The sequence below is a fragment of the Streptomyces sp. NPDC101178 genome (assembly GCF_044767965.1).
GTDB lineage: Bacteria > Actinomycetota > Actinomycetes > Streptomycetales > Streptomycetaceae > Streptomyces.
In genome coordinates, this window is the sequence record NZ_JBIWOZ010000007.1 from 91,863 (window position 1) to 109,469 (window position 17,607).

A 17,607-nucleotide genomic window follows, 5' to 3' on the forward strand; every position below is an offset into this window, starting at 1 on the left:
CGACGCCTCGTCCTCGGAGAACGAGCCGCCGGACGGGTGCCGCGGAGCCGGTGAAGTGGCGGGGGCGGAAACCCCTCCGAGCCGTCGTGCCGCGCCGGAGAGGCGGTCGAGGGTGTTCCCCCTCTCACGTCCACACCGCCCCCAGCGCCACGAATCCGCAGATCAGTACGGCCAGGATCGCCAGCAGCGGCCAGACGAAGCGCAGGTACCTGTCGTAGCCGATCTTCGCCAGTGCCACCCCGCCGATGGTGACGGCCGTTGTCGGGACCCAGAGGTTCATCCAGCCGCTCGCCGCCTGCCAGGCCGTCACGACCACTGCGCGGGAGACGCCCGCGAAGTCGGCCAGAGGGGCCAGGATCGGCATCGCGAGGGTGGCGTGGCCGGAGGTGGAGGGGATGAGGAAGGCCAGAGGGAGGTTGACGAGGAAGACGAAGACCGCGAAGAGCGCCGACGACGTTCCCGAGACCACGCCTTCGATGGAGTGCAGCACGGTGTCCGTGATCTGCGCGTTGTTCATGATGACGGTGACGCCGCGGGCGAGCACGATGACGAGTGCGGGTGAGATGAAGTCGGCCGCGCCCTGGATGATCGTCGCGCTGAGCCGTTGTTCGCCGAAGCGGGCGACGACGCCGACCAGGACCGCCGCGACCAGGAACAGCGCGGCCAGCTGCGGGAAGGACCAGCCGAGTTCGAAGCCGTACGGAGTGGCGTCGGCGTCGCCCGTGAGGGCGCTTGACCACGGGACGACCGAGAAGATCATGAAGGCGAAGACCGACGTGACCAGGATGAGGATGACCTGGTGGAGCCCGGTCAGCCTCGGTGGCTCCTCCGCGTCCGTCGCGTTGTGGTCGCGGTCGCCGGGGAGGAAGCCGGAGAGCGAGCGTTCGGGGTTCCTGCGGACGCGGCCCGCGTACCGGACGACGTAGGCGATCGTCACCGCCGTCAGCACCACCCACATGATCGCGCGCAGCACGATGCCGTCGCCGAGCGAGATGCCGGCCGCGGAGGAGGCGACTCCGGTGGCGAAGGGGTTGACCGTGGAGCAGAGCACACCGATGCCCGCTCCGAGGATGATCGTGCCGGTGGCCACCATCCGGTCGTAGCCGAGGGCCAGCATCAGCGGGATGATCAGGCCGTAGAAGCCGAGCGTCTCCTCGGCGAAGCCCTCGACCGTACCGAGCAGGGCGAAGACCAGCATCACCCCGGCGATGAGCAGGGCGCCCCGGTCGCGCAGGCGGTGGGCCAGGCGGCCGATGCCCCGGTCCAGGGCACCGGTGGCGAACACCACCGTGATGAAGGCGCCGATGGCGAGCACGAAGAGGAACACGCCGGCGCTGCCGTACAGTTCGCCGGCCAGATCCGGGCCGACCTCGCCGCTCTCCGCGTCCTGGACGCCGTAGAGGCCGTTGACCGGGGAGAGGAAGAGGTCGTTCAGGCGGTCGGTGAGGCTCTGGTCGGAGTCGACGCGGTGGTACGTGCCCTGGAGCGGGGCGCCGTCCCCGTCGCGGTCGTAGGCGCCGGGCGGGACCAGGAAGGCCAGGGCCCAGACCGCGAGGGTGACGAGGGCGAGGATGGTGAGGGCGCTGGGGAAGGTGAACTTCCTGCCGTCCGGAGGCCGCTCCTCCACGTCGCCGCTTGTGCTCAGGTCGTCTCCCGGATCCATGGTGCAGCCCCTTCGGTCCCCTCGACCCCCTCGATCCATATCGGGATCAATGGATCATAAGGGGCGAGGGGCCGCACACCTGGGAGGCGGATGCCTGGGGGCTCAGGAGGCGCCTGGAGGCCGACGCCTGAGAGGGGCGGCCCCCAGGGCCGTCAGTCCGCCAGGACGATCGTGGGCTGGGCCGAGAAGTCGCCCCACTTGCCGTCCGGGAGCTTGGCCCTGAGCTTGACCGAGTAGCGGGTGCCCGCCGGCTCGGCGAGGTTCAGCCGGTAGGTGGCCCGGCCCTTCGGCGGCGTACCGCCCCAGACGATGGTGGTGGTCAGCTTGCCGTTCAGGTAGAGCTGGTAGGCGGGGATCACTCCGCCGGTGTCGGGCTGGTCCCAGGAGAGGTCGACGGTGAACTCCGCGCCCTCCTTGCCGATCTCGGAGCGCAGCCCGGTGGGGGCGGTGCTCGCGGGGGCGCCGGGGGCGGAGGCGGTGGTGAGGTCGAGCGCGTTGCTGTCGGGCGAGGACTTGTCGGAGGCGTCCCGGGCCCGGACGGTGAAGGTGTAGACGGTGCCCGGACGCAGCCCCGTGAGCTTCGCCGTGGTCTCGGCGGCCGGGACGCTGTGGATCCGGGAGTCCTCCTGGTAGATGTCGTACGAGGTGACGCCGACGTCGTCCTTGGCCGCGCCCCAGGTGAGCGTGGCGGCCCGGCTTCCGTCCGCGGTGCCCTTCAGTCCGGTCGGGGCCGTGGGGGGCGTGTCGTCCTTGGGCGGGGTGGCCTGGGTGGTGACGGGTACGGCCTTGCTGGGCGCGGAGAGGTTCCCGGCCGCGTCCTTGCTCCGGACGGAGAAGGTGTAGTCCGTGGAGGCCGTCAGCCCGTCGACGTCGATCATGGTCTTGGCCGCCGGGACGCTCTTCACCTTGGCCTTCCCGCGGTAGACCTCGTACCCCGCGACCGCCTTGTTGTCGGAGGCGGGCTCCCACATGACGTGCACCGAGGTGGAGCTGCTGGCCTGCGCGGTCACCCCGGCGGGGACGGCGGGCGGCTGCGTGTCGGCTTCGGCGCTGCCGCCACAGGCAGCGAGGAGGGGGGTGAGAAGTAGGGCGGAACAGGCCAACGTGGCAGATATGTGGGGGCGTTGCACGGTGGTGCCTTCCATCCGGACAGCAATGGTCCAGACCTGTATGACATGGCGCGGGGGTTGCCGACAAGAGGACGGCGAGGAACCTTCCGCTATGTGACGGTGTGCGCCGGGCCCCGGCCCCGCAGAGCCGTTGTGCCCGCGCCGATGTGCGCCGGGCCCGTCGGCCGGGCGGATCCGTCGTGCCCGGCCGATGAGTTCTCAGCCGTCGGGCGGTCTGCCCTGTATGAACGACGACACCAGCACCGATGTCCCCGCACCCGCCCTCGACCTCGGGCCGGCCGCCCGGCGCGTCACCGGCCTGCTCGACGCGATCGACGACAGCCGGCTGGAGTGCCCCACGCCCTGCCCGGAGTACGCCGTACGGCACCTGCTCGGCCACCTGACCGGCCTGGCCACCGCCTTTCGCGACGCGGCCCGCAAGGATCTCGGAGCGAGCACGGCCCTCCCGCCGGACTCCGCCCTGCCCGTACTCGGCGACGACTGGCGCGAGGTGCTGCCCCGGCGGCTGGCGGAGGTGGCGGCGGCCTGGCGCTCCGCCGACGCCTGGACGGGCATGACCCGGGCCGGCGGCGTGGACCTGCCCGGGGAGGTGGCGGGGGCCGTCGCACTCGACGAACTGGTCGTCCACGGCTGGGACCTGGCCCGGGCGACCGGCCAGCCGTACGAGGCAGGGGAGGCCGAACTCCGTACCTGCGCGGCCCTGCTCGCCCCGGCGGAGGACGACCCGGACCGCGGCGGCATCTTCGGCCCGCCCGTTCCGGTGCCGGACGGCGCTCCGCTGCTGGACCAGGTGATCGCTCTCAGCGGCCGCCGCCCGGACTGGCGGCCGGAGAGCTGAAAAGGCGCGGTTCCTCCGACAACGCCCTGCCGCCCGTGGCCGCCGGGACCGGTCAGCTGGTGAAGAACTCCGTGATGTGCGCGGCCACCTGGTCGGCGCGGGTCTCGTGCATGCGGTGGCCGCCGGGGACCGTGATCAGCCGGCAGTCCGGGATCAGGGACGCCATGTCGGCCTGGCGCTCCTGCGGCATGCGGCTCTCCGGGCCGCCGGTGATGACCATCGTCGGGGCGACGATCTCGCCGAGCCCCTCGGCCGCGCCCGCGCCCGGGGCGGCGAGCTGGTCGCGAACGGCGGGCACCGCGTTCTCGTCGTAGTCCACCGGGCCCTCGGGCCGCCCCGCCGGGCCGGGGTCACCGGGGAACGGGGCCGGGGTCTCCACCAGCACCAGCCGCTCCACCCGGTCCGAGTGCTCCTGCGCCACCAGCCGGGCGACCGCGCCGCCCATGCCGTGGCCGACCAGGCCCACCCGGTCCAGCTCCAGCTCGTCGAGGAAGCCGACGACGTCCTCTGCCATCAGCTCCAGGTCGTACTCGTCGGGCCAGTCGCTCTCGCCGTGGCCGCGCAGGTCCAGCGCGAAGACCCGCCACTCCTGGCCGAGCAGGGGGCCGGCCGCCTCCCAGTCCGCGGCGGAACCGCCGAGTCCGTGCAGCAGCACGACGGGCGAGCCGAACGAATCGCCCCAGGTCCGGTACGCGAGGCGCACATCGCCGACATCCACCACTGACTGATCTTCCATACCCCTGACGCTACAGCCGCCGGGCTGCCGCCCGCTCCACGGCCCCGGTCCCGGCCCCCCGCTCCGGCCCCGGCACAGACGGCCGAAGCCCCGTGCGGGCGCACGGGGCTTCACCGGGCTGCGGGGCTTCACCAGGCTGGGTGGTACGGCGGATGCGTCAGTGGACGCCCACCCCGGCCGCCGCCGGGACCACGTGCTCGCCGTTCTCGGCCTCCTCGTCCATCCCGTCCGGCTTGCGGCCGAAGTGGTTGAAGGCGAGGTTCAGCACGATGGCCACCACGCAGCCGGTCGAGATACCGGAGTCCAGGACGACCAGCAGGCTCTCCGGGAAGGCGTGGTAGAACTGCGGCGCCGCGATCGGGATCAGGCCGATCCCGAGGGCCGCCGCCACGATCAGCGCGTTCTCGCCCTTCTCCATGGCGGCGGTGGCCAGGGTCTGGATGCCGCTGGCCGCGACCGTACCGAAGAGGACGATGCCCGCGCCGCCGAGCACCGGCAGCGGTACGAGGGCGATGACGGAGGCCGCGACGGGGACCAGGCCGAGCAGGATGAGGATGCCGCCGCCCGCCGCGACGACGAAGCGGCTGCGGATCTTCGTCATGGCGACCAGGCCGACGTTCTGGGCGAAGGCGCTGCACATGAAGCCGTTGAAGATCGGGCTGATGGCGCTGCCGAGGGTGTCGGCGCGCAGACCGCCCTCGATGATCTTCTCGTCCGCCGGCCGGCCGACGATCTTGCCGAGGGCCAGCATGTCGGCGGTGGACTCGGTCATGCAGACCAGCATCACGATGCACATGGAGATGATGGCGGCGATCTCGAACTGCGGGCCGCCGAAGGCGAACGGCGTCGGGAAGCCGACCACGTCGGCGTTCTTGATGGCGCTGAAGTCGGTGATGCCGGCCGGGATGGCGATCAGGGTGCCGATGACCAGGCCGAGCAGGATCGCGATCTGCTGGAGGAAGCCCCGCAGCAGCTTGCGCAGGGCCAGCACGATCACCAGGGTGACGGCGGCCATGGTGATGTTGGTCATCGAACCGTAGTCGTCCGCCGTCGCGTTGCCGCCCTGGGACCAGTTGAAGGCGACCGGCAGGAGCGAGACACCGATCAGGGTGATGACGGTGCCGGTGACGACCGGTGGGAAGAAGCGGACCAGTTTGCAGAAGTACGGGGCGAGCAGGAAGCCCAGCACGCTCGCGACGATGATCGCGCCGAAGATCACGGCTATGCCTTCGTGTCCCCGGTCCTTGCCTATCGCGATCATCGGGGCCACACCGGCGAACGAGACCCCGTTGACGAAGGGCAGCCGTGCGCCGACCTTCCAGAAGCCGATGGTCTGGAGCAGGGTGGCGATGCCCGCGGTGAACAGGCTCGCCCCCATCAGGAAGGCGGTCTCCTTGGCGGTGAGGCCGACGGCCGGCCCCACGATCAGGGGTGGTGCCACCACGCCCGCGTACATGGCGGCCACGTGCTGGAGACCGCTGGTGAACATCTTCAGTGGGGGGAGGGTCTCGTCGACCGGATGTTTCCGGCCGTCCTCACCTGCTGCTTCTGCTTCTGTGACGGCATGATCCGTCACGTCGGGGACGGCTGCATCTGCGTCTTTACGAAACCTGGGCTCAGCGGCCACGGCGGTTCCTCCGGTCGGTTACACGTCGTCGGCGACGTGGGGTTCAGGGAGGTGGAGCGTCGAGTGGTGCGGTGGTGCTTGCGGCTCTCTCAGGTGGTGCAGGTCGTGCAGCGGGGGGTGCGGAGGCGTGCGTGCGGGCAGCGTTCATCACCGGTCCGGCGGCGCCCACCATGGGGTGCGCGTCCGCCGGACCGGCTGCCGTGGACCCCGCTCGGGCCCACGGCGGCCGGTCTCGGGCCGTCCCCCTCGACCGGCCGGTCGGGGATTCCGCCGGGGGTCGGTGACTGCCCGGCGGTTCGGGGACACCGCCGGGGATCAGTGCCGCCCGGCGGTTCGGGGTTCCGCCGGGGTCAGGCCCCGGCGGCGATCTGCGCGAGGCGGCGGGCCTCGTCGCGGGTGGCGCGGGCGATGGCGTCCTCGTCCACCGTGGTGAGGTGGTTGCCCTCGACGACCGGCTTGCCGTCGACGAGGGAGAGGGTCACCGGGGCGGCCGCGCCGAAGATGAGCGCGGTCACCGGGTCGGCGATCGAGGAGTGGGCCAGGGTGTCGAGCTTCCAGAGGACGAGGTCGGCGAGCTTGCCGGCCTCCAGGGAGCCGATCTGGTCGGCGCGGCCCAGTACCTGGGCTCCGCCGAAGGTCCCGAGGCGCAGGGCCTGGCGGGCGTTGAGGGCGGCCTCGCGGTGGGCGCCGAGGCGGTTGATGAGGAGCGCGTTGCGCAGCTCGGTGTGGAGCTCGCCGGACTCGTTGGAGGCGGTGCCGTCCACACCGAGGCCGACCGGGACGCCGGCGGCGAGCATGTCGGGGACCCGGGCGATGCCGGCGGCGAGACGGGCGTTGGAGGAGGGGCAGTGGGCGACACCGGTTCCCGTACGGGCGAAGGCGGCGATGTCGGAGTCGTTCATGTGGACGCAGTGCGCCATCCACACATCACTGCCGAGCCAGCCGGTGGACTCGAAGTAGTCGGTCGGGCCCATGCCGAACAGCTCCTTGCAGAACTGCTCCTCCTCGACGGTCTCGGAGCCGTGCGTGTGCAGCCGTACGTTCTTACGGCGAGCCAGCTCGGCTCCCTGGCGCATCAGTTCGGTGGAGACCGAGAACGGCGAGCAGGGCGCGACGGCGATCTGCGTCATCGCGTCGAAGGAGGCGTCGTGGTGGGCGTCGATGGTGGCCTCGGTGGCGGCGAGCGCGCCCTCGAGGGTCTCGACGGCGAAGTCCGGCGGCAGACCGCCGTCCTTCTCGCTGCGGTCCATGGAGCCCCGGGCGAGGGTGAACCGTACGCCCATCTCGCGCGCGGCCCCGATGATCGCGCCGGACAGGTCGCCGGAGTCCTTCGGGAAGACGTAGTGGTGGTCCATGGCGGTGGTGACGCCGCCCCGGGCCATCATGGCGAGCGAGCCCTGCGCGGCGGCGCGGGCCATCGGCTCGTCGATCCGCGCCCAGGTCGGGTAGAGGGCGACCAGCCAGTTGAAGAGGTTGTGGTCGGTCGCCAGGCCCCGGGTGATCCACTGGTAGAAGTGGTGGTGGGTGTTGACCAGGCCGGGGGTGGCAAGGTGCCCGGTGGCGTCGATGCGCCGGACGACTCCCGTAAGCCCTTCGGGCGCCTTGCCGGCGCCGACGGACTCGATGCGGTTGTCGGCCACGACGATGTACCCGGAGGCGTACTCCGTGTCGTTGGCGTCGACGGTGGCGATCGAACAGTTCTCGATGACGATGCGCTGAGGGTCTGCCGAAGCTGCCATGGCGCTTCCTTCTTCTCTCTGTGGCGATGTGGGCACGGCAGGACCCTAGGAGGATTTGAGTGCCACAGCGGGGCGGCCGTGGGTGCCGAGATGGTGGAAGAACAGGTTGAGCACGACCGCGACCAGCGCTCCCGCGCTGATCCCGGAGCCGAGGACGGTCTGCGCCCAGGCCGGGAATCCGGCGTAGAAGGTGGGCGCGGCGAGCGGGATGATGCCCGCGCCGAGCGCCACCGCGACCAGGATGATGTTGGAGCTGTCGTCGAGTCCGGCCTCGGAGAGCGTGCGGATGCCGCTGACCGCGATGGAGCCGAAGAGGACGATGCCGGCGCCGCCGAGCACGGGCATCGGGACGAGCGAGACGACCGCGCCGAGCACCGGGAAGGCGCCGAGGACCAGCAGCGCGCCGCCCGCCGCCGCGACGACGTACCGGCTGCGGACGCGGGTCAGCGAGACGACGCCGACGTTCTGCGCGAAGGCGCTGGTGGGGAAACCGCCGAAGACCGGGCCGACGAGGGTGGCGATGCCGTCCGTACGGAGGCCTCGGGTGATCGTGCGGCCGTCGGTGCGGCGGTCGCAGATCTCGCCCAGGGCCAGCATGCCGGCCGAGGACTCCGTCATCAGGACGAGCATGACGATGCAGAGGGAGAGGATCGCGGCCGGATGGAACTCCGGTGCGCCGAAGGCGAAGGGGGTCGGCAGGGCGGCGAGCGGTGCGGATTTCAGGGCGGAGAAGTCGGCGAGCCCGAACGGGATCGCGGCCAGCGTGCCGACGAACATGCCGACCAGCAGCGCGACTTGCTTGAGGAAGCCGCGGCCGAACCGCTGGATGAGCAGGATGACGACCAGCGTGAAGGCGGCCAGCGCCAGGTACTTCATCGCGCCGAAGTCGGCGGCGGTGGCGTCGCCGCCCTGCGCCCAGGCGACCGGAACGGGCATGAGCGTGACGCCGATGAGGGTGATGACGACACCGGTGACCAGCGGCGGGAAGAAGCGCAGCAGTCTGCCGAAGAACGGCCCGACCGTCAGACAGAAGACTCCGGCGACGAGCACCGCCCCGTAGATGGCGGGGAGTTGGTGCCCGGGTGCGCTGGTCTCTGCGATGGCGAGCATCGGCGCGATACCGGCGGAGGAGGCCGCGTTGACGAACGGCAGCCGGTTCCCGGCGAACGTGCCGAGGCCGATCGTCTGCACGATGGTGGCGAGTCCGGCGATCAGGAGGCTCGCGGCGATGAGCCGGGTCATGCCGGCTGTGTCCAGGCCGACGGCCTGGCCGATGATCAGCGGAGGGGTGACGACGCCCGCGTACATGGCGGCGATGTGCTGGAGGGCCGCGGGGACGAGCCGGGCGGGCGGGAGCTTCTCGTCGCACGGGTGAACTGCCGTGCCGCTAAGGGTTTTCGGGGCTTCGGCCGGCCCCGTTGCAGGCTGTGCCATGGGTGTTTCCTCCGGGATGACCGGCCCCCGCCCGACTGCGGGCGGACGGGGGCCGGCTCAGTACCGCGTCAGAGGTTGGTCATGTCGACCGGGATCTTCGGCTCGACGCCGTCCCGGAGCACGGTGGCCTCGATCAGACCGTAGGGGCGGTCCGCCGCGAAGTAGACCTCGTTGTCGTTCTTCAGTCCGAACGGTTCGAGGTCCACCAGGAAGTGGTGGTTGTTCGGCAGCGAGAAGCGGATCTCGTCGATCTCGCTGCGGCTGTTGATGATCCGCGAACCCATCTGGTAGAGGGTCTGCTGGAGCGAGAGGGAGTACGTCTCGGCGAAGGCCTGGAGCATGTGCTTGCGCGCCTGCTCGTAGGACTTCTCCCAGTTCGGCATGCGCTGCTCATCGCTGGTCCAGTTGTACCGCCAGCGCGCGGAGACGTCGGTCGCCAGGATGCGGTCGTACGCCTCCTTCAGCGTCGTGTACTTGTCCTTGACGTAGCCCCAGAACTCGGAGTTGGTCGAGTTCATCACCGTGAGGTCCTTGAGGCCCGAGATGACCTCCCAGTTCTCACCGTCGTAGGTGATCTGGGAGACGCGGGTCTCCATGCCCTTGCGGGCGAAGGAGTGCCTGACCTCGTCGGCGCCGATGAACTTGGAGTTGCCGTCGGAGGTCGCGATGCGCTCCCAGGCGTACTCCTCGATCCGGATCCGGGCCCGGTGGATCGGCTCCTGCGAGGAGACGAAGTGGCGGGCGAGGTGGATGCCGAACTGCTCGGCGGACTCGATCCCGTGCTCCTTGGCGAACGCGAACACCGTGTTCTTGGTGGTGTCGGTCGGCAGGACGTTGGCGTTGGAGCCGGAGTAGTGGACGTCGTCCATGTCGCCGGAGAGCGCGACCGAGACGTTGAGGTCCTTGATGTGGTGGGTGTCGCCGTCCCGCGTGATCTTTACGACGCGGTTCTCTGCTTTGCCGTACTGGTTCTGGCCGAGAATCGTGGGCATGTCGGTGCTAGCTCCCTCGGTAAACGGAGTAGCCGAACGGGTTGAGCAGCAGCGGTACGTGGTAGTGCTCGCCCGGCACGACCGCGAAGGCGATCGTCACTTCCGGGAAGAACGCGCCGCTGTCCCTTACGCGGGGGGCGTCCTGCTGCGCCTCGGCTTGCTTCTTGGAAAAGTACGTCTCGGTGTCGAATTCGAGGCGTACGTGGGTCGTTCCTTCCGGCAGCGCCGGCAGGTCCTTGCAGCGCCCGTCCGCATCGGTCGCGGAGGCTCCGAGCGTGACGTACGGCGAGCCGCTGCCGCTGCGGGCGGCGAGCGAGACGGCGACGGACGCGGCGGGGCGGCCGATGCTGGTGTCCAGGATGTGCGTGGACACCGATGCGGTCGTGTCGGTGCTCAAGACCGTCACTCTCCTTGATCTCAAGAGTCCTGTGCGGGAGCTTCCTCTGCGAGGGTCTCCCGTACGAGACGGGTCAGCCGGATGCGGTTGATCTTGCCCAGTTCGGTGCGCACGATCTCCCGCTCCTGCTCGGGCGCGTTTCCGATCCGGGACTTCACCGCGTCGCGCATCTGCTCACCGGTGGCGCCGGTGGCGCAGATCAGGAAGACATGTCCGAACCGCTCCTGGTAGGCCAGGTTCAGTTCGAGCATCTCGGTCTTGAGCTCCTCGGAGGCGCCGACCATCCCCCGCTGTTCGCGGGAGGAGGTCGGGTCGCCGGGGATCGGACGCCCGATCGGCGGGTGGCCCGCCATCGCCTCGGCCAGGTCCTCCGCGGTCAGCTCGGCCATGGCGGCGTCGCCGGCGGAGAGCAGGGCTTCCTCGGTGGCGTACGGACGACCGGCGAGGAGGGTCTCTCCCCAGGCCGCACTGGCACAGACCTCGTGCAGTGCGGGGGTGGCCTCGCCGTCCGCCAGGGTGTTGAACCGGGTGAGGCCCGGTGTGGAGCTCGAAGTCACGGGAGCCTCCGTGGCTGTTTTTCGCTGTGCGTTGTTCGGGCTGCGGATAGCTAACGCCCTCCGCAACACGACGTCAACACTTTGTTGAAATCTCGCGAACGGAGAAAGCCGCCGTCCCGGCATGCGGACAGCGGCTTTCCTGTATGTTCGGCCAACTACTCACCCTTGGCCGAATGTTCCCGGTTCAGGTAGTTGTACACGGTGAACCTGGAGACGCCCAGGGCGCCGGCCACGGTCTCCACCCCGTGTCGTACGGAGAAGGCACCGCGTGCCTCCAGAGTCCGGACGACGGACTGCTTGGCCTTACGGTCCAGGTCGGCGAGCGGCATCCCGTGCCGCCGCTCCATCGCGGCGAGGATGTGGTCCAGCGAGTCGGAGAGCTGGGGCAGCCGTACGGCTATGACGTCCTGGCCCTCCCACGCGAGCACCACATCGTCCGGCTGGGCCTGCTCGGGACCGAGCAGCTCGGCGCCCATCGCGTCGACCAGCGGCTTGACCGCCGATACGAAGGGGTGGTCGACGGTGACCGGAGAGTGATCGGCGGATTCGGTCACCGGCTCTCCTCCCCGATCACGTTGACCTGGAGCGAGACCCGGGTCGCGCCCGAGGCCAGGGCCCGGCGCAGCAGGGAGTCGACGGCGGTGAGCACCTCGTCCGCGCCTCCTTCCGCCGTGTTGCCGAACGGTCCGACGTCCACGGCGTCGAGCTCGGCGCTCTGGATCACCTCACGGGCCACCACCGCGTGGGCGGGTGCCTCGTCGAGATCGAAGGGCTCGGTGGTGAATTCCACCCTCAAGCGCACTGTGCCTCCCTGATGTCCTCGCCGCGAGTGCGGGCGCGCGGCCGGGGCACGACTGTAACCGCTGGAACGGGCCCCGCCCGGGCCGTCACGGCAGGGGCAGGACGCAGACCGCGACCGGCGCCGGGAGCGGCTCGTCCGCCGGGGTCAGGGAGCCGTCGGAGCCGACCCGGAAGGCGGTGACGGTGGAGGAGCGCTGGTTGGCGGCGAAGAGCAGCGAACTGTCCGGGGAGAGGGCGAGCTGGCGCGGCCAGTCGCCGCCGGCGGACACGGTGCCGAGGAGCCGCAGGGCCGCCCCGCCGTCCTCCACCGCGTAACGGGTGAGGCTGTTCGGGCCCCGGTTGGCGAGGTACGCGTACGAGCCGTCGCCGGTCACCACCAGCTGGGCCGGGTAGCCGGTCTCCGACCCGGTGGACTGGCCCGCTCCCGGGGTGAGGGTGCCGGAGCCGGGGTCGTACGCGCAGACGACCGTGGTGTTGTCCAGCTCGCAGGCCAGATAGGCGGAGCGCCCGCCGGGGTGGAAGGTGAGGTGACGGGGGCCGGAGCCGGGTGCCAGGGCGGCCCGGGAGACCTCGGTGAGCGTTCCGGCGGACTCGTCGAGGCGGTACGTGTACACCGTGTCGGTGCCGAGGTCGACGGCGAGGACGTGGCCGCCGTCGGGCGAGGTCACGATCTGGTGGGCGTGCGGGCCGCTCTGGCCGGGGCCGGGCGGCGGGGAGCTGTGGGTGACCAGGTCGGTGCGCTCGCCGAGCGAGCCGTCTGCCGCGATGGGGTGCACGGCGACGCTGCCGGAGGTGTAGTTCGCGCTGAGCAGCCAGTGCCCGGACGGGTGGACGGAGAGGTGGGTGGGGCCGGAGCCGCCGGTGAGGCGGGTGCCCAGGACGTCGTACGTCCCGTCCGGCGCGAGCGCCACGGCGATGACCGCGCCCGCGTCCTGCTCGGCAACCGCGTAGACCGTGGCGCCGGAGGGGTGGGCGGCCAGGTAGGAGGGGTTCTCGACGCCGGTGATCACGGGTCCGGAGGTGATCGCTCCGGTGGCGGTGTCGTACGCGGCGGTGCCGATGCCGGTGCCGCCGCCCTCGGCGGAGGTGTAGGTACCGAGCAGGAGGGGGCGGGTGGCGGTGGGGGCCCGGCGAGCGCTTGCGTGGGCCGGGGCGGCGAGGGCGTGGGCGGCGAGTGTGGTGGGAGCCGCCACCAGGGCGGCCGCCAGCAGGCTCCGACGGCTCAGGCGCCCGGGGGCAGGGCTGGGTACGGCGTTCATGCGAGGCACCTCGTGGGGGGAGTTGGGCTGCTTCGGATGTGTCCGCCACCCTGGCCCCTCGTGACCCCAACGGCAAGAGGTGCAAACGCGGTTGCGTCCTGCGTAACACCTTGCGGGCCCCCGCTCAGGCACCCGCCTGGATGTCCCCCCTGGTCGAGGACGTGATCGCGTCGCCGTGCGCGAAGTCGCCCGGCGGGATGCCCGGGTGGTGGCCCTCCAGGTCCGGGGCGACCTCGGCGGCCGGGCCGAGGGCGAGGCGGGAGACGATGCGGTAGCGGTCGCCCCGGTAGAGCGAGTGGACGTACTCCACCGGGCAGCCGGACGTGTCGGAGGTCAGCCGTTCGAAGAGCAGGGCCGGGGAGAGCTCCGGCACGTCGAGCAGCTTCGCCTCTGCGCGGGTGACGACGGTGGGCTCGATCGCCTGGACCGCCTCGTGGACGTGCACGCCGTGCGTGGCGCGCAGATGCTCGTACAGGTCTCCGCTCTCCAGCTCCTGCGCGCTGAGCCCGGGCACCAGCCCGGCCCGGATGTGCAGGTGTTCGATCGCCATCGGCGCCCCGTCGACCAGCCGCAGCCGGGCCACGTAGACGATCTCGGCGGCGGGTGACATCCGCAGCTTGCGGCCGACCCGGGCGCCCGCCTGGAGGGTGGTGAACTCCAGCAGTCGGCTCGACCAGGCGCCCGCCGCCTGCGGCACGGTCAGCGACCGGTCCCCCGCCACCAGCTCCTGGGTGATCTTGGCGGGCGCGACGAACATGCCCCGGCCGTGCTCCCGCACCAGGAGCCCGGCGGCGACCAGTTCGTCGACGGCCGCGCGCACGGTGGGCCGCGACACGCCGAGCAGCGAGCACAGGGCCCGCTCGGAGGGGATCGCGTCGCCGGGGCCGCGCGACTCGATGAGCTCCAGCACCGCATCGCGCGCCCGCTCCCGTTTGAGCACCGTCCCCGGCACATCCGCGTCCATGCGCTCCCCTCTCGACGGGTTCATTTCCTTACCAGTTGATCTGGCGACCGGACCAACTGGCTTGCTGGTCAGGCGAAGTGTAGCGCTTTCCTCGGGACGTCAGGGTGCACGTGTTACGCACAGATCACCAAATCGCCTTCTTACGGAGGGGGTTGACGGCCCCATTGGTCCATGCCACCTTCAACCTCCATCGAGAGGTGAGCTGTCCAGTGGGCATCACTGGTCAGGTGGTCAGGTGGTCGGGCCGGAGTCAGGTCGGACTCAGTTCTGCATTCCGAGGTGAACCGTGAAGTACCGCTTGCTTGCCGGTGGGTCCGTGCTCGTCCTGGCCGCCGCGCTCAGTGCCTGTAGTTCCCCGTCCGACTCCGCGAACGGGGACGGGCGGACGACGGTGGACGTCTGGCTGATGCGCGACAGCGTCTCGGACACCTTCCAGAAGGAGTTCACCGCCGACTTCGAGAAGCGCCACCCGAAGATCGACGTGAAGATCCAGATCCAGGAGTGGGACGGCATCGGCCAGAAGATCACCGCCGCCCTGGCCAGCAACGACGCCCCGGACGTCATCGAGGCGGGCAACACGCAGGTGGCGCAGTTCGCCGAGAGCGGCGGGCTGCTCGACCTCAGCGACCGCAAGGACGAGCTGAACGGCGCGGACTGGCTGAGCGGTCTGGCGGAGCCGGGGGCGTACGAGGAGAAGCAGTACGGCATCCCGTACTACGCGGCCAACCGGGTGGTCATCTACCGCACCGACCTCTTCGAGAAGGCGGGCATCGACGCGAAGGCGATCACGACCCGCGAGCAGTGGATCGACGCCACGACCGAGCTCAACCAGGGCGGTACGCAAGGCATCTACCTGCCGGGCCAGATGTGGTACGCGCTCGCCGGCTTCATCTGGGACGAGGGCGGCGACCTCGCCACCGAGTCCGGGGACAAGTGGTCCGGCGCGCTGGACACACCCGAGGCGCTGCGCGGCATGGCGTTCTACGAGGAGCTCCAGGCGCTCGGCAAGGGGCCCAAGGACTCCGACGAGGACGACCCGCCGCAGGCCGACGTGATGGCGGCGGGCCAGACGGCCCAGGTCATCTCCACGCCGGGCGGCGCCAACGTGATCATGGAGAAGAACCCCGGGCTCAAGGGCAAGCTCGCCTTCTTCCCGATCCCGGGCAAGACCGCCGACACGCCCGGTTCGGTCTTCACCGGCGGCTCCGACCTCGTCGTCCCGGCCGCCGCGGCCCATCCCGAGGAGGCGGTCACCTTCATCAAGGAGCTGACCGGGGACACCTGGCAGAAGAAGCTCGCCGTCGCCATGAGCTACGTACCGAACCGCACCTCGCTCGCCTCCGCCGTGGCGGACGACCCGGGAGCCGCCGCGATGGCGGTCGGCGCCGCCAACGGCCATGCCACGCCCAACACACCTGGCTGGGCCGCGGTCGAGGCGGAGAACCCGATCAAGGACTACATGACCGCCGTGCTCACCGGAGGCGATCGGGCCAAGGAGGCGGCGAAGGCCTCGCAGGACATCACCCGGGCCATGAACGCCGGTTCCTGACCCGGCCCGACCCGATCACCAGCCACAGGAAGGAGGCGTGCCGTGCCGGTCGCCGTCGAACCGACCTCAGCACCCCGCACACCCCGGCGGCGACCGGCCCCGCCCCCCGCCGCGAGCCGGAAGCCGATCGGCCGCGCGCACGGCCTCTGGCCGTACGCGCTCATCGCCCCCGCCATCGGCGGCATGCTCTATCTGCTGGTCTACCCGCTGGTCCGGGCCGTCCTGATCTCCTTCCAGGACTTCCGGCTGCGCCAGCTGATCTCCGGTGACGCGGAGTTCGTCGGGCTGCGGAACTACCGCACGCTGCTGACGGATCCCCGGTTCTGGGAGGTCGTCCGCCGCACCTTCCTCTTCATGGCCGTCAACGTCGTCCTGATCATGGTGATCGCCACGCTGGTCGCGCTGATGGTGGAGCGGCTGCGCCGGGCCGGGCGGACCGTGGTGCTCTGCTCGCTGGTGCTGGCCTGGGCCATGCCGGTGGTGGCGGCGACCACGGTGTTCCAGTGGCTGTTCCACTCGGAGTTCGGCATCGTCAACTGGGCGCTGACCTCGCTCGGCCTCGAATCGTTCGAGCGCTATCCGTGGTTCGCCGACGGGACGGCCGCCTTCGCCATCCTGGTGACGCTGATCGTCTGGCAGTCGGTGCCGTTCGCCGCGATCACGCTGTACTCCGCGCTCACCACCGTGCCGCTGGAGCTGTACGAATCGGCGCGGCTGGACGGTGCGGGCGCGGGGCGGATCTTCCGCTCGGTCACCTTCCCGATGCTCCGGCCGATCTTCCTGCTGGTCTTCTCGCTGGAGGTGATCTGGACGTTCAAGGCGTTCGTCCAGATCTGGGTGATGACCCGCGGCGGGCCGGGCGACGCGACGACGATCCTGCCGGTCTACGCCGTGCAGACGGCGCTCTCCAGCCAGCGGTACGACCTGGGTTCGGCCGCCTCGATGATCACCGTGGTCCTGATGTCCGGGGTGCTCGTCCTCTACTTCCGCCAGATGTTCCGCCAGGAGGACGAGAGCCGATGACCACCCCTGCCGTACGTCCCCGGGTACCCGTACGCCTCCGACTCCGGCGCCTGCCGCTCAACATCGCCGCCACCGTGACCGTCGTGGTCTGCCTCTTCCCGGTGTACTGGATGATCTCGACGGCCTTCAAGCCGTCCGCCGACATCCAGTCGGCCGACCCGCAGCTCTTCCCGCACACCTGGACCCTGGACCACTTCCAACGGGCCGTGGACGCCGACGGGTTCGCGCTCTTCTGGCGCAACAGCATCCTCGTCACGCTGGGCGCGGTGCTCCTCGCGCTGCTGGTGGCGCTGGGCGCGGCGTTCGCCGTGGCGCGGATGCGGTGGAAGGGCCGGCGGCAGTTCATGCTGATGGTCTTCATCGCGCAGATGGCGCCCTGGGAGTCGCTGATCATCCCGATCTACATCATCTCCCGGGACACGAACATGCTCGACCGGCTGCCGACGCTGACGCTGATCTACTTCATGATCACGCTGCCGTTCACCATCGTGGTGCTGCGCGGCTTCATCGCCACCATCCCGCCGGAGCTGGAGGAGGCCGCACAGGTCGACGGCTGCACGCGGTCCGGCGCGTTCTGGCGGGTGGCGATGCCGCTGCTGGCGCCGGGGCTGATGGCCACCTCGCTCTTCGGCTTCATCACCGCCTGGAACGAGTTCGCCTATGCCAACTTCCTGATCATCAAGCAGCAGGACAACCGGACGCTGCCGGTCTGGCTGTCGTCCTTCCAGAACACCTTCGGCACCGACTGGGGCGCCACGATGGCCGCCTCCACGCTCTTCGCCCTGCCCGCTCTGGTGATCTTCCTTCTGCTCCAGCGCCATGTCACCTCCGGCTTCGCCGCCGGTGCCGTCAAGGGCTGAGGGGCCGGGCCCACCCGCGCCCGCCCCCGTAAGCCCGC

Annotated in this window: 17 protein-coding genes; 4 read left to right on the forward strand and 13 right to left on the reverse strand. The window is 70.6% G+C overall.

Going from position 1 to position 17,607, the window contains the following annotated elements:
• Positions 1-124: 124 nt before the first annotated feature.
• Positions 125-1,663: a YfcC family protein gene (locus ACIRR8_RS20875; protein ID WP_404066794.1), complete on the reverse strand. Its 1,539-nt coding sequence runs from the start codon at positions 1,661-1,663 to the stop codon at positions 125-127.
• Positions 1,664-1,815: 152 nt separating this feature from the next.
• Positions 1,816-2,808: a fibronectin type III domain-containing protein gene (locus ACIRR8_RS20880; protein WP_404066797.1), complete on the reverse strand. Its 993-nt coding sequence runs from the start codon at positions 2,806-2,808 to the stop codon at positions 1,816-1,818.
• A 208-nt stretch (positions 2,809-3,016) separates the two neighbouring features.
• On the opposite strand from ACIRR8_RS20880, the gene ACIRR8_RS20885 reads away from it, so the two are divergent.
• The gene (locus tag ACIRR8_RS20885; protein WP_404066799.1) at positions 3,017-3,631 is read left to right on the forward strand and encodes a TIGR03086 family metal-binding protein; all 615 of its coding nucleotides are present in this window, start codon (positions 3,017-3,019) and stop codon (positions 3,629-3,631) included.
• A gap of 52 nt (positions 3,632-3,683) precedes the next feature.
• Here the strand turns inward: ACIRR8_RS20885 and ACIRR8_RS20890 are convergent, their stop codons facing one another.
• The 11 genes from ACIRR8_RS20890 to ACIRR8_RS20940 all read right to left on the reverse strand — a co-directional run bounded on the left by ACIRR8_RS20890 (position 3,684) and on the right by ACIRR8_RS20940 (position 14,137).
• Positions 3,684-4,367 (reverse strand): alpha/beta fold hydrolase, encoded by a 684-nt coding sequence (locus ACIRR8_RS20890; RefSeq protein WP_404066801.1) that lies wholly within the window; start codon positions 4,365-4,367, stop codon positions 3,684-3,686.
• A gap of 157 nt (positions 4,368-4,524) precedes the next feature.
• Positions 4,525-5,943, reverse strand: coding sequence for a nucleobase:cation symporter-2 family protein (locus ACIRR8_RS20895; RefSeq protein ID WP_404066803.1), 1,419 nt, complete (start codon positions 5,941-5,943; stop codon positions 4,525-4,527).
• A gap of 401 nt (positions 5,944-6,344) precedes the next feature.
• Positions 6,345-7,733, reverse strand: coding sequence for an 8-oxoguanine deaminase (locus tag ACIRR8_RS20900; RefSeq protein WP_404066805.1), 1,389 nt, complete (start codon positions 7,731-7,733; stop codon positions 6,345-6,347).
• 45 nt (positions 7,734-7,778) lie between these two features.
• The gene (locus ACIRR8_RS20905) at positions 7,779-9,167 is read right to left on the reverse strand and encodes a nucleobase:cation symporter-2 family protein (RefSeq protein ID WP_404066808.1); all 1,389 of its coding nucleotides are present in this window, start codon (positions 9,165-9,167) and stop codon (positions 7,779-7,781) included.
• A 68-nt stretch (positions 9,168-9,235) separates the two neighbouring features.
• Positions 9,236-10,159 carry a factor-independent urate hydroxylase gene (gene pucL / locus ACIRR8_RS20910; RefSeq protein WP_161265174.1) on the reverse strand — a complete coding sequence of 308 codons (924 nt, stop codon included), beginning with the start codon at positions 10,157-10,159 and terminating at the stop codon, positions 9,236-9,238.
• 7 nt (positions 10,160-10,166) lie between these two features.
• Positions 10,167-10,556, reverse strand: coding sequence for a hydroxyisourate hydrolase (uraH, locus tag ACIRR8_RS20915; protein ID WP_319347954.1), 390 nt, complete (start codon positions 10,554-10,556; stop codon positions 10,167-10,169).
• 20 nt (positions 10,557-10,576) lie between these two features.
• The gene (gene uraD / locus ACIRR8_RS20920; RefSeq protein ID WP_404066812.1) at positions 10,577-11,113 is read right to left on the reverse strand and encodes a 2-oxo-4-hydroxy-4-carboxy-5-ureidoimidazoline decarboxylase; all 537 of its coding nucleotides are present in this window, start codon (positions 11,111-11,113) and stop codon (positions 10,577-10,579) included.
• Positions 11,114-11,268: 155 nt separating this feature from the next.
• Positions 11,269-11,667: a helix-turn-helix domain-containing protein gene (locus tag ACIRR8_RS20925; RefSeq protein WP_404066815.1), complete on the reverse strand. Its 399-nt coding sequence runs from the start codon at positions 11,665-11,667 to the stop codon at positions 11,269-11,271.
• Positions 11,664-11,915 carry a hypothetical protein gene (locus tag ACIRR8_RS20930; protein ID WP_161265215.1) on the reverse strand — a complete coding sequence of 84 codons (252 nt, stop codon included), beginning with the start codon at positions 11,913-11,915 and terminating at the stop codon, positions 11,664-11,666. Before ACIRR8_RS20930 ends, ACIRR8_RS20925 begins: the two co-directional genes overlap by 4 nt.
• Before the next feature lie 85 nt (positions 11,916-12,000).
• Positions 12,001-13,173 (reverse strand): lactonase family protein, encoded by a 1,173-nt coding sequence (locus tag ACIRR8_RS20935; RefSeq protein ID WP_404066818.1) that lies wholly within the window; start codon positions 13,171-13,173, stop codon positions 12,001-12,003.
• 124 nt (positions 13,174-13,297) lie between these two features.
• Positions 13,298-14,137 carry a GntR family transcriptional regulator gene (locus tag ACIRR8_RS20940; RefSeq protein WP_404066820.1) on the reverse strand — a complete coding sequence of 280 codons (840 nt, stop codon included), beginning with the start codon at positions 14,135-14,137 and terminating at the stop codon, positions 13,298-13,300.
• A gap of 286 nt (positions 14,138-14,423) precedes the next feature.
• Here ACIRR8_RS20940 and ACIRR8_RS20945 point away from each other — a divergent pair, with 286 nt between their 5' ends.
• From ACIRR8_RS20945 to ACIRR8_RS20955, 3 genes are read left to right on the forward strand one after another with little or no spacing between them, the layout of a single operon-like run.
• Positions 14,424-15,686, forward strand: a complete 1,263-nt coding sequence (locus ACIRR8_RS20945) for an extracellular solute-binding protein (RefSeq protein ID WP_404066823.1) — start codon at positions 14,424-14,426, stop codon at positions 15,684-15,686.
• Between the two features lie 42 nt (positions 15,687-15,728).
• Positions 15,729-16,709, forward strand: a complete 981-nt coding sequence (locus ACIRR8_RS20950; RefSeq protein WP_404066826.1) for a carbohydrate ABC transporter permease — start codon at positions 15,729-15,731, stop codon at positions 16,707-16,709.
• Entirely contained in the window at positions 16,706-17,569 is an 864-nt protein-coding gene (locus ACIRR8_RS20955) for a carbohydrate ABC transporter permease (protein WP_404066829.1), read from the forward strand. The genes ACIRR8_RS20950 and ACIRR8_RS20955 overlap by 4 nt, the downstream gene beginning before the upstream one ends.
• The last annotated feature ends 38 nt before the right edge of the window (positions 17,570-17,607 follow it).

Coding starts and splice junctions, on each gene's coding strand:
- ACIRR8_RS20890 (WP_404066801.1), bottom strand. CDS start 4,367: ATGGAAGATCAGTCAGTGGTGGATGTCGGCGATGTGCGCCTCGCGTAC.
- ACIRR8_RS20875 (WP_404066794.1), bottom strand. CDS start 1,663: ATGGATCCGGGAGACGACCTGAGCACAAGCGGCGACGTGGAGGAGCGG.
- ACIRR8_RS20880 (WP_404066797.1), bottom strand. CDS start 2,808: ATGGAAGGCACCACCGTGCAACGCCCCCACATATCTGCCACGTTGGCC.
- ACIRR8_RS20900 (WP_404066805.1), bottom strand. CDS start 7,733: ATGGCAGCTTCGGCAGACCCTCAGCGCATCGTCATCGAGAACTGTTCG.
- ACIRR8_RS20885 (WP_404066799.1), top strand. CDS start 3,017: ATGAACGACGACACCAGCACCGATGTCCCCGCACCCGCCCTCGACCTC.
- pucL (WP_161265174.1), bottom strand. CDS start 10,159: ATGCCCACGATTCTCGGCCAGAACCAGTACGGCAAAGCAGAGAACCGC.
- ACIRR8_RS20905 (WP_404066808.1), bottom strand. CDS start 9,167: ATGGCACAGCCTGCAACGGGGCCGGCCGAAGCCCCGAAAACCCTTAGC.
- ACIRR8_RS20955 (WP_404066829.1), top strand. CDS start 16,706: ATGACCACCCCTGCCGTACGTCCCCGGGTACCCGTACGCCTCCGACTC.
- ACIRR8_RS20935 (WP_404066818.1), bottom strand. CDS start 13,173: ATGAACGCCGTACCCAGCCCTGCCCCCGGGCGCCTGAGCCGTCGGAGC.
- ACIRR8_RS20940 (WP_404066820.1), bottom strand. CDS start 14,137: ATGGACGCGGATGTGCCGGGGACGGTGCTCAAACGGGAGCGGGCGCGC.